11 protein-coding genes are annotated in these 10,363 nt (G+C 66.9%); 4 read left to right on the forward strand and 7 right to left on the reverse strand.

All coding sequences use genetic code 11. The features are described 5' to 3' along the window. Positions 1-17: 17 nt before the first annotated feature. Entirely contained in the window at positions 18-1,370 is a 1,353-nt protein-coding gene (locus tag SPF06_RS04600; protein ID WP_323277743.1) for a cation:dicarboxylate symporter family transporter, read from the reverse strand. Positions 1,371-1,499: 129 nt separating this feature from the next. After that, complete coding sequence (locus SPF06_RS04605; RefSeq protein WP_323277744.1) at positions 1,500-2,333, reverse strand: MurR/RpiR family transcriptional regulator; 834 nt, start codon at positions 2,331-2,333, stop codon at positions 1,500-1,502. A gap of 154 nt (positions 2,334-2,487) precedes the next feature. On the opposite strand from SPF06_RS04605, the gene SPF06_RS04610 reads away from it, so the two are divergent. From SPF06_RS04610 to SPF06_RS04625, 4 genes are read left to right on the forward strand one after another with little or no spacing between them, the layout of a single operon-like run. Next, positions 2,488-2,820: a PadR family transcriptional regulator gene (locus tag SPF06_RS04610; protein WP_323277745.1), complete on the forward strand. Its 333-nt coding sequence runs from the start codon at positions 2,488-2,490 to the stop codon at positions 2,818-2,820. A gap of 1 nt (position 2,821) precedes the next feature. Further along, on the forward strand, positions 2,822-3,205 hold the full coding sequence (locus tag SPF06_RS04615) for a DUF1048 domain-containing protein (RefSeq protein WP_323277746.1): 384 nt from the start codon (positions 2,822-2,824) through the stop codon (positions 3,203-3,205). Then, positions 3,202-4,011, forward strand: coding sequence for an ABC transporter ATP-binding protein (locus SPF06_RS04620; RefSeq protein ID WP_323277747.1), 810 nt, complete (start codon positions 3,202-3,204; stop codon positions 4,009-4,011). The genes SPF06_RS04615 and SPF06_RS04620 overlap by 4 nt, the downstream gene beginning before the upstream one ends. Further along, positions 4,008-4,769, forward strand: a complete 762-nt coding sequence (locus SPF06_RS04625) for an ABC transporter permease (protein ID WP_323277748.1) — start codon at positions 4,008-4,010, stop codon at positions 4,767-4,769. Before SPF06_RS04620 ends, SPF06_RS04625 begins: the two co-directional genes overlap by 4 nt. Positions 4,770-4,839: 70 nt before the next feature. Here the strand turns inward: SPF06_RS04625 and ku are convergent, their stop codons facing one another. The 5 genes from ku to SPF06_RS04650 all read right to left on the reverse strand — a co-directional run bounded on the left by ku (position 4,840) and on the right by SPF06_RS04650 (position 10,164). Continuing rightward, positions 4,840-5,715, reverse strand: coding sequence for a non-homologous end joining protein Ku (gene ku / locus SPF06_RS04630; RefSeq protein WP_323277749.1), 876 nt, complete (start codon positions 5,713-5,715; stop codon positions 4,840-4,842). A 59-nt stretch (positions 5,716-5,774) separates the two neighbouring features. After that, a complete protein-coding gene (locus SPF06_RS04635) occupies positions 5,775-6,629 on the reverse strand; it encodes an alpha/beta hydrolase (protein ID WP_323277751.1) in 855 nt (284 codons plus the stop codon). Between the two features lie 160 nt (positions 6,630-6,789). Further along, positions 6,790-8,097: an RNA polymerase sigma factor gene (locus SPF06_RS04640; protein WP_323277797.1), complete on the reverse strand. Its 1,308-nt coding sequence runs from the start codon at positions 8,095-8,097 to the stop codon at positions 6,790-6,792. Further along, a complete protein-coding gene (locus tag SPF06_RS04645; protein ID WP_323277752.1) occupies positions 8,094-8,513 on the reverse strand; it encodes a YciI family protein in 420 nt (139 codons plus the stop codon). Before SPF06_RS04645 ends, SPF06_RS04640 begins: the two co-directional genes overlap by 4 nt. A 109-nt stretch (positions 8,514-8,622) precedes the next feature. Further along, positions 8,623-10,164, reverse strand: a complete 1,542-nt coding sequence (locus SPF06_RS04650) for a glycoside hydrolase family 32 protein (RefSeq protein ID WP_323277753.1) — start codon at positions 10,162-10,164, stop codon at positions 8,623-8,625. Positions 10,165-10,363 lie beyond the last annotated feature (199 nt).

The following is a 10,363-nucleotide window of genomic DNA, read 5'->3' on the forward strand; positions in this document are numbered from 1 at the left end:
CCGCCGCGCGAGCCTGATCAGGCTCCCGCGCCCAGCAGAGCGGGGTTCTCTGTTGCTGGGCCGCTTTCGTCCGCGAGGCCCTGCCCGCTGAAGGCACGGAGCATGGCGTCGCGGTCGAACTGCCCCTCCCATTTGGCGACGACGAAAGTCGCCACGCAGTTGCCGAGCAGATTCACGACGACGCGCATGGAATCCATGAGCCGGTCGGCCCCGAGCAGGAGCGCGACGCCGGCCACCGGGAAGATCCCCAAGGCGCCCGCCGTCGCCGAAAGCGCCAAGAAGGCGGATCCGGGAACGCCCGCCATGCCCTTTGACGTGAGCATCAGGATGCCGAGGGCCGCCAGCTGCTGCCCGAGGTCCAGATGGTGGCCGAAGGCCTGCGCGAGGAACAGCAGCGAAATCGAAAGGTAGATGGCTGCGCCGTCCAGATTGAAGGAGTAGCCGGTCGGGATGACCAGGCCTGCGGTTGACCGCGAGCAGCCGGCGTCGGTCAGCTTGGCCATGATCCGCGGCAGCACCGACTCGGTGGACGCGGTGCCCAGCGCAAGGAGGAACTCCTCCCGCGTGAACTTGATGAACTGCCACAGCGGAACCCGGACCAGGCTCCACGCGACCAGGAAGAGCAAGGCAATGAAGACAATCGCCGCGCCGTAGCAGGCCGCAATGAGCAGGGCGTAGGTGCCCAGCGTGCCCAGCCCGTACTGGCCGATGATGAACGCCATGGCACCGAAGGCGCCGATCGGCGCGAGCCGCATGACCCAGCCCATGATCTTGAAGAAGACCTCGAGGGTCGTGTCCATGACATTCAGCACCGGAGCGCAGCGGTCCTTGCCGATCACCACGATGGCGGAGCCGAAGAAGACCGAGAAGCACAGGACCTGGAGGAGGTTGTTGCTCGCGAAGGCGCCGACCACGCTGGTCGGGATGATGCCCAGGATGAACTGCCCGGCATCGCTGGGCGGAGCCGTGCCGGTCTTCGCCTTGAGCGCGTCCTGGCTCAGGGTGCTCGGGTCGATGTTCAACCCGGCACCCGGCTGCACGATGTTGGCGACCACGAGCCCGAAGGCGAGAGCAAACAGGGTGGCCCCGGTGAAGTACACCAAAGCCTTGACCCCAACACGGCCGACGGCCTTGACGTCGCCAACGGCAGCGATGCCGGTGACGATCACCAGGAATATCAGCGGCGCGATGATCATCTTGATGAGCTGGATGAACCCGTCGCCGAGCGGACGCAGCCCCGGTCCGATCGACGGCCAGAGGTACCCGATCAGGACACCGGCGACGACGGCGATGAAGATCTGGAGGAACAGGGACTTGTGCAGCGGTTTCTTGACGATGGCTGCCCGCGCAGCGGTGTTGTCGAGTTTCATGGCGAAGCCGATCCTCATGCGGAACCAGGGGCCCGCGGCCGAAGTTCAAGGGACCTCTCCAACCTAGGGGAGCAATATTTCCGGCCTGAAACGAAGGTATTAAGCTATTGAATCATTGAAACATGTGTTTCAATGATTCGGCAGCCGTTCGATTTCGTGGAGCGAGTCGAAAAGGGCCGAGATGTCGCTGATGCGCTTGGTCCCCAGCCTCCCCACGGTCGCCAGCACCTCATTGGCGAAGACGCTCAGGAGGCTCATCGCGGCGGCATAGCTGTCAAAGGCCCCACTGGATTCCACGGGACACTCGATCCATACCGTGGCATGGGCGGCCAGGCGCCGCGCGCTCGCGTCGCCCATCAGGACGGTCGAGGCGCCGGTTCCGGCCGCCGCCTTGAGGACGCTTGCAAATGCCTCCGGGCGGCGGCGAAACCCCAGCAGCACGACGGCGTCCGCCGGGCCAAGCCCCGCGAGCTCCTCCCCCAGAGTCTGGCCCGGCTGCGGAGCCAGCCCGATGCCGTCACGACACTGGAGGAGCTGCTGACGCAGGTGAAGCGCGAGGGGAAAGCTGTTTCGGAATCCGATGAGCAGCGCGCTCCGAGCCTCCGCGACCAGGCGTGCCGCGTGGCCCAGCCGTGCCTTGTCGACCGACCCGAACAGGCGCCCGAGGTTCTCCTGCTCCTGAGCGGCATGCGCCAGCAGATCATCCTCGGAGCCTCTCGTCGCGAGCGGCACTCCGCTGGACCGCAGCGCCCTCGCGTGTTCCTTGACTTCATGAAAGTCTGCGAAGCCCAGCCGGCGAAACAATCGGCTCACCGTCGCCTTGGAGACCCCGCTCAGGCGTGCAAGCTCCGCGGCGTTATAGACGGCGAGATCGCCCATGTGGTTCAGGATGGTGTCCGCCACGAGCTGCTCCTGCGGGCCGAGCGCCGCATAATGCTGCTCGATCCGCTCGTCGATCCTCATGAAACAACCGTCTCACGGACCCGGGCCGGAACGGCCGAATCCTCGGTGGCGAATTCCGCCCCGTGCAGCCCGCCCACCAGGGGACTTGCGCGGCGACTATTCAGCGTTACTATGTACTAGTAATCAGCAACACTGAGTAGTCAGGAGGTGTTCGGTGGGCAAACAGATGACCGAAATGCTCAAGGGCACTCTCGAAGGCATCGTCCTGGCGATCCTGTCCGTTCGGCCCGCGTACGGCTACGAGATCACGGCACGGCTGCGCGACGAGGGCTTCGCCGACATCGCCGAGGGCACGATCTACGCCCTGCTCGTGCGGATCGAGCAAAAAGGCTTTGTCGACGTGGAGAAGGTCCCGTCCGAGAAGGGACCACCGCGCAAGGTGTATTCGCTCAACGCTCAAGGGCGTGAGTATCTCGACGAATTCTGGACGACGTGGGGCTTCCTCGCCGAACGGCTCGAGCAGCTCCACACCGAGGGAGGGAACTGAATTGGCAGCGAAATGGATCGAGCTGGTCACAGGATCGCTCGAGCAGAAGAAGCAGTACAAGCAGTACAAGTCCCGCATCGAGGCCCTCCCCGAGCCGTACGGCACGGCGGCGAAGGCCCTCCAGCGGTACCTCATGTACTACGGAGGCATGACCACGGACGGCGAACTCGCCCTCAAGATGTTCAGCGATTTCGCCGACTTCTGGGAGCGTGCGGCGGCCGACGGCACGTCGGTGCGCGCGATCGTCGGCGAGGATCCCGTCGAGTTCGCCGAGACGTTCGCGCAGGCCTACGAAGGCACGCGGTGGATCGACAAGGAACGCGCCCGCCTGACGAAGGCAATCGAGGAAGCGGAGAGAGGAAAACAGCTAGGAGAACAGCAATGAGCGCCGATGCAGCCATCCAGGTGAAGGGCCTGGAGAAGTCCTACAAGAACCTGACGGTCCTGCGCGGGGTGGATTTCGACGTCGCGCGGGGCAGCATCTTCGCCCTGCTCGGCTCGAACGGGGCAGGCAAGACCACGATCGTGCGCATCCTCTCCACGCTGCTCAAAGCCGACGCGGGAACGGCGAGCGTCAACGGGTTCGACGTCGCGGCGCAGGCCGCGAACGTGCGCGAATCCATCAGCCTCACGGGGCAGTTCGCGGCCGTCGACGAGGTCCTCAGCGGGCGGGAGAACCTCGTGCTCGTCGCGCGGCTGCGTCATCTCAAAGACGCAGGCAAGGTCGCCGACGGCCTGCTCGACCGCTTCTCGCTCACCGACGCCGCCGGGCGCAAAGTCGCCGAGTATTCGGGCGGCATGCGCCGCCGCCTCGATATCGCGATGAGCCTTATCGGCAACCCGCCGCTCATCTTCCTCGACGAACCGACGACTGGCCTCGACCCACAGGCCCGCATCGAGGTGTGGCAGGCCATCCGGGAACTCGCCCACAATGGCACAACCGTGCTCCTCACGACGCAATACCTCGACGAGGCCGAACAGCTTGCCGACCGGATCGCGATCCTCCACGAGGGCCGGATCATCGTCAACGGCACGCTCGCCGAGCTCAAGCAGCTGCTCCCGCCCGCCGAAATCGAGTACGTCGAGAAGCAGCCGAGCCTCGAAGACGTCTTCCTCGCCATCGTCGGCGACGACGGCAAAGACACGACGCCGGCCATGACCACAACACGCACGAGGAAGGACCAGCCATGACCACGCACTTCTTCGGCGACACCGCCGTCCTGCTCGGACGGTCCCTGCGCCACATCACCCGGAGCCTCGACACCATCATCACGACGGCGATCATGCCGATCGGCTTCATGCTCCTCTTCGTGTACGTGTTCGGCGGCGCGATCAATTCAGGGTCGGATTCGTACGTGAGCTACCTCCTGCCCGGCATTCTGCTCATCACGATCGCCTCGGGCATCTCGTACACGGCATACAGGCTGTTCCTGGACATGAAGGGCGGCATCTTCGAGCGCTTCCAGTCCATGCCGATCGCGCGCTCGTCCGTGCTGTGGGCGCACGTGCTGACGTCCCTCGTCGCGAACCTGGGCTCGCTCGTCGTCGTCGTGATCGTCGCTCTCCTCATGGGCTTCCGCTCGGGCGCGGGAGTGCTCGCGTGGCTCGCCGTCGCCGGGATCCTGGTCCTGTTCACGCTCGCGCTCACGTGGCTCGCCGTCATCCCGGGCCTCACCGCGAAGTCCGTCGACGGCGCGAGCGCGTTCTCCTACCCGCTCATCTTCCTGCCGTTCATCAGCTCGGCCTTCGTGCCCACCGCCACAATGCCCGGCCCGGTGCGGGCCTTCGCGGAAAACCAGCCGGTGACGTCGATCGTCAACGCGATCCGCGACTTGTTCACGCAACAGCCGGTCGGGAGCGACATCTGGGTCGCCCTCGCGTGGTGCGTCGGAATCCTCGTCGTCGCGTACGCGGTCGCGATGGCCACCTACCGACGCAAGATCTCCTAGGCGCAAATCACCTGGGCAACGAACGACGACAGCGGGACGCCCCGCCGTCGTCCGCGCGCCACCCGCGACCTCACCCCGCGCTGCGGGTGCGCCGCTTCGGCGCAGGCTTCTCCTCCTTGGGCTCCTTCTCCCCGCCGGCCTTGCCCTCGCGGGCCGCATTGCGCCGGTTCTCGACGCTGCGCCGCAGCGCCTCCATGAGGTCGAGCACTTCGGCGCCCTCGCCCTCTTCCGTGGCGGCCACGCCGAACGTCGCCTCCGTGTCGATCGACTCGCCCTGCTCGAGCTTCGCCTCGACGAGCTGGCGCAGCTGAACCTGATACTCGTCGGTGAACGACTCGGGTGTGAAGTCGGTTGAAAGGCTCTCGACGAGCGAGGAGGACATCTTGAGCTCCTTGTCGGAGATCTTGACCTCCTCCTCAAGGATCGGGAACTCGGCCTCGCGCACCTCGTCCCGCCACAGGAGGGCCTGGAGCACCATCGTGTTCCCGCGGACACGCAGCGCACCGAGCCGCGTCTTCTGCCGCAGGGCGAACTTCACGACCGCGGTGAGCTCGGTCTCCTCGAGGGTCTGCCGCAGGAGCTGATACGGCTTCACCCCGACCTTCTCGGGCTCGAGATAGTAGCTCTTCTCGAACAGCATCGGATCGATCTGCGCGTCGGGCACGAACTCGACGACCTCGATCTCGCGGCTCCGCTCGACGGGAAGCGACTCGAAGTCCTCGTCCGAGAGCACGACCGTCTGGCCACCCTCCTCGTAGGCCTTGTCGATGTCCGCATATTCGACGACCTCGCCGCACACTTCGCACCGACGCTGGTACCGGATCCGCCCTTGGTCCTTGTCGTGCACCTGATGCAGCTTGAGGTCGTGGTCCTCCGTGGCGCTGTACACCTTCACGGGCACGCTGACCAGACCAAAGCTGATGGCGCCCTTCCAGATCGACCGCATGTGTCCCAGTGAACCGCACAATTCCGGGCTTGGCGAGAGTGGCGCAGCGGCACAACCGCTCAGGGTTCCGCTGGCGCGAACTCCTGGATGAATTCGAGCGCGGTATCGGCGACCTCACGCCAGCCTGAGTCGATCACCAGCGAGTGGCCGCGATCCGGCAAGCGCACCACTCGCGTCACGCCACTGTTCTTCGACTGAAGCTTGTAGCTCGATTCGACGATGGCCCACGGGACGGTGTTGTCGTTCTCGCCAGAGATGAGCAGGAGCGGGCCACGCTCGGGGTTTTTCGTATCCACCTTCGTCTCCGCAAAGGGGTTGAGATTCGCCGTCGCGGCCTGGAAGATCGGCGCACCGGAAGCCGGCACGTGGTACGTGTCGTACAGTTCGCGGGCCTCGGCCTCGTCGAGATTGTTGGCCCAGCCGTAGACGAACTGCTCGAAAGACAACGACACCCCCTTGCCGAGGCTGCCCGGGTGGGTCAGCACGGGGGCCGCCGACTTCAAAGCAGAAGCCGGCAGCGCGAGGACGCCTTGGAACGGCGCGTTGTCGATCGAGACGGTCGCAGCCGCGATGCCCTCCCCCGCCATCTTCTGCGCGATCAGCCCACCGAATGAATGGCCGACGACGGCGGGCGCGTGCGTGAGACCGGCGACCGCCTCGAGATAGTGGTCGGTGACCTGCCCCACCATCTTCTTGGCAAAGACGTCGGGGTTCTGGCGGGCCTCCTCGACGCTGCCCGGATCGTCGGGCCACCCCGGGGCCACGGTCGCGTAGCCGTTATCCTCAAACAGCCGCCGCCAGCGATCCCAGCTGCTCGAGAGCAGCCACAGGCCGTGGACGAACACGACGGCGCGCCGCCCGCTCGCGTTCGCCCGAGCGACCTCGTCCTGCTCTGCTTGGGTCAGGGTGCTCATTCGGATCCCTTCTTGCCGCTTCGAACCACCACGGCACCCAGCGGGCGCCGCACGGATGATCGAGGCTACGTCAGCAATGCGCCGGACAGGAAGGTCTCACTCAGCCTCGCGCAGGCCTTCTCGGCGACACACGGGCACGGCGACGCGTGGACGCACAGCATCACGGCAAGGCAGCGGCCTTGTTCAGCAGCACGGAACGCTCACGGACATTGCGGCACAGCCGCGCGGCGAGCTCCAGCTCGGCCCGCGCCTCGGCGGTTCGGCCGAGTCTGGCCAGCAGCTCGCCGCGAACGCTCGGGAGCAGATGCGAGCCGGAGAGGCGACCGGACGCGGTCAGTTCGTCCACCAGATCCAGCGCCTGCTGCGGCCCATTCGCCATGGCGACGGCGACCGCGCGATTGAGCTCGACGATGGGTGAGGGAGCCACCCGCCCGAGCGCCTCGTAGAGCAGCACGATGCGTTCCCAATCAGTCTCCCGCACCGAGGGCGACGACGCGTGGCAGGCTGCGATGGCCGCTTGCAGTCCGTAGGGGCCGAGGCCACGACCAGCGGCCGAAGCCCGCTCGAGCGCGGCCAGACCTCGGCGAATCGCCGAGCGATCCCACAGGCGGCGATCCTGATCCTCGAGGAGCACCGCCTCGCCATCCGGCCCTAGGCGAGCGGGAAAACGCGCGGCCGTCAGTTCGAACAGCGCGAGCAGGCCGTACACCTCTGGCTCGTCAGGAAGCATTGCGGCCAACATCCGCGCGAGCCGGATCGCCTCGTAGGCGAGATCGGTGCGCAGCAGGCGGTCGCCGCTCGTCGCCGTCGAGCCTTCGGTGAAGATCACATACAGCACGCTCAGCACACCGCTGAGCCGCTCTCGCCGCTCGTCGGAGGGCGGCAGCTCGAACGGCACCCCGGCGGCGGCGATCGTCTTCTTCGCCCGCGTGATCCGCGCCTGAATGGTCGGCACAGGTACAAGGAACGCCCGCGCGATCTCCTCGCTCGACAGCCCGCCGACCACACGCAGCGTCAGGGCCACGCGGGCCTCGGGCGAGAGCACCGGATGGCAGGCCACGAACATCAAGGCGAGGACGTCGTCGTCGAACCGGTCTGGGTCCCACGGCAGGTCGGCGGACTGCCCCCTTGGCCCCAATGCTCCTGAGCTCGCTTCGCCTTCGGCGAGTTGGTGAGCGAGCAGGGCGTACCGCTCGTCGAGCGCGGACGTGCGGCGGAACGTATCGATGGCACGCCGGCGCGCAGTCGCGAGCAGCCACCCGACCGGGTTCGTCGGCTCGCCGTCGCGCGCCCACGTCACGAGCGCCTCCGCGACCGCCTCTTGAGCGACGTCCTCGGCAAGCTCGAAACTCCCGGTGTAACGTGCGAGCGCCCCGACGATGCGGGCGGACTCGATCCGCCAGACGGCCTCGACGGCACGCCGCGCCCCCTCAGGGCTCGGCGCGCCGCCGCCGGTCGGAGGCCTCAGCGCTGACCGGTCCGCTCCCGCCACTCCCGCTCCCTGATGATCCACTCGTTGTCCTGCGGGAACTCGTCGATGCCGGGCACGCGGCGGATCTCGACCTTGGTGCCCGGGATCGCCGGGATCCGCTTGGCCCATTCGACGGCTTCCTCCTTGGACGCCACGTCGAGGATGTAGAAGCCGCCGAACAGCTCCTTCGTCTCGCCGTAGGGGCCATCGGTGACCACCGGGGTCTCCCCGCTGAAGTCGACCACGACGCCTTGGCTCGGGTCATCCAGGCCCTCGGCCGCGACCAGCACGCCCGCGCGGATCAGCTCCTCGTTGAAGCGCCCCATCGTCTCGAGCATCTGGTCGAAGGGCGTTTCCATCATCTGCTTGAAGGACTCGTCAGTGCCGCGCAGGACGAGCATGTACTTGGCCATGTCAATCTCCTTGATCCCGGGGTCGCCTCTCGACCCTGTCTATCTCAGGTCGAACGGGACGGCAACGGATCGACACGGCACGTCGACGAGTATTCCCCGGGACGGAGCCTCAGCCCAAGACTGCGACTTCGAGCTCGTCCACGGTGACATCGGACGACGCGAAGAATTCGATCGACGTCGGCTCGCCCTGCGGGAAGACCAGATCCGTGATCGTCGAGAGGCCGCCCTGTGCGAAGACCTCGACGGAGCATGCGTCTACGTAGATCTCGAGCTGGATCCGGCCGTCGAGGAGATCGAGCGGGGCGTGCTCGACCGAGGGGAACAGCTCGTGGAAGTCGACGACGCCGGAAGCCGTCCGGTCCAGCCGGATCGCGCGCGCCGCCGCGTCGACAGTCACGCACGCGCCCTCGCTGCCGCCCGCGCCGAAGACCAGCCCGAACGTGCCGCGCGCGGGCGCGGGGGCGGTCAGGCGCACGCGGCACGCGGAGCCACGCGGCATCGAGGCGAGGTGCGTGCGCCGCGCGGACAGGGGGCGGCCGACGGCGTCGCTCGCGTCCGTCGTGCGCGTCGCCTCGGGCGCGATGGGACTCTGCGCGAGCCGCACACGCCCGTCGACCGTCCTGAGCGAGATCTCGCGGGGCAGGGCCATGGCGCTGCGCCAGCCCTCGGTCGGCGTCGAGTTCGCGTAGTCCCAGTTGCTCATCCAGCCGATCATGACGCGGCGGTACGGCAGGCCGCTGAACGAGACCGCGGCGTAGTAGTCGCGGCCCCAATCGAGCCACGAGCCCCGCAGGCCTCCGCCCAGAGGACCCGACATGCCGCACTGCCGGCCGCCGTCGTCCGCTGTCCCCGCCCCGGAGGCCGCCGACGGCTCCTCGATGAAGCGCTCGCCGTCGAACGTCCCGATGAAGTATCTGGTGCCGGAGCCGCCAGCCACTCCGCCCGGGTTGACGCTCACGATGAGCACCCACGCCGTCCGCGTCAGGTCGCCGTCGATCGCCAGCTCGAAGAGGTCGGGGCACTCCCACAGGATGTCGTCGGGACCGTCAGCCGTGAAGTCGCTCAGGTACTCCCAGTCGATGAGATTGGACGACTTGTGCAGGAGCACGCGCTGCTCGGTGGCTTCGACGGCGACCATGACCCAGTAGGGGCCGGTGGGGCTGTCGTAGCGGAAGACCTTGGGGTCGCGGAAGTTCTCGGAGCCGCGGTCGAGGACGGGGTTGCCGGAGTGCTTGGTCCAGGTCTCGCCGCCGTCGAGGCTGTAGGCGAGGGACTGGGCCTGGATGCGCGGGCGGGCGGAGGCCTCGGAGTAGGCGCTCGTGTAGATCGCGACGAGGGGCGTGGTGCCGGGGCCGCCGAACCCGGCGGTGTTGCCCTCGTCGACGACGGCGCTGCCCGAGAAGATCTGCTCCTCCTCGTCGCACAGGATCGCCACCGGCCGCTCGGTCCACGTGAGGAGATCGGTCGACGTCGCATGCCCCCACGACATATTCCCCCAGCCCGTGCCGAACGGATTGTGCTGGTAGAAGAGGTGGTACACGCCCTCGTGGTAGACGAGTCCGTTCGGATCGTTGAGCCAATTCTGAGCACACGTGTAGTGCAGCCGTGGGCGGTAGAGATCGCGCGTGGATGCGGGAACGGTCGAAGTCATTTCTCTGCTGTTCTCTTGGTTTCGAAAGGCGGGAAGCGAAAGGCCGGGGCCGCAATTCAGGATGGAACAGCGGGCCCGCCGACAATGTGGCGGGCCCGCTGGCATAAACCCCCAACACCCAATTTCGTCAGCGGAATGAGCCGGTGGTGATGCCTTCGACGAAGTATTTCTGGGCGAGGAGGAAGATGGCGATGGAGGG

This window comes from Sinomonas terricola, assembly GCF_034931225.1.
Taxonomy (GTDB): Bacteria; Actinomycetota; Actinomycetes; order Actinomycetales; family Micrococcaceae; genus Sinomonas; species Sinomonas terricola.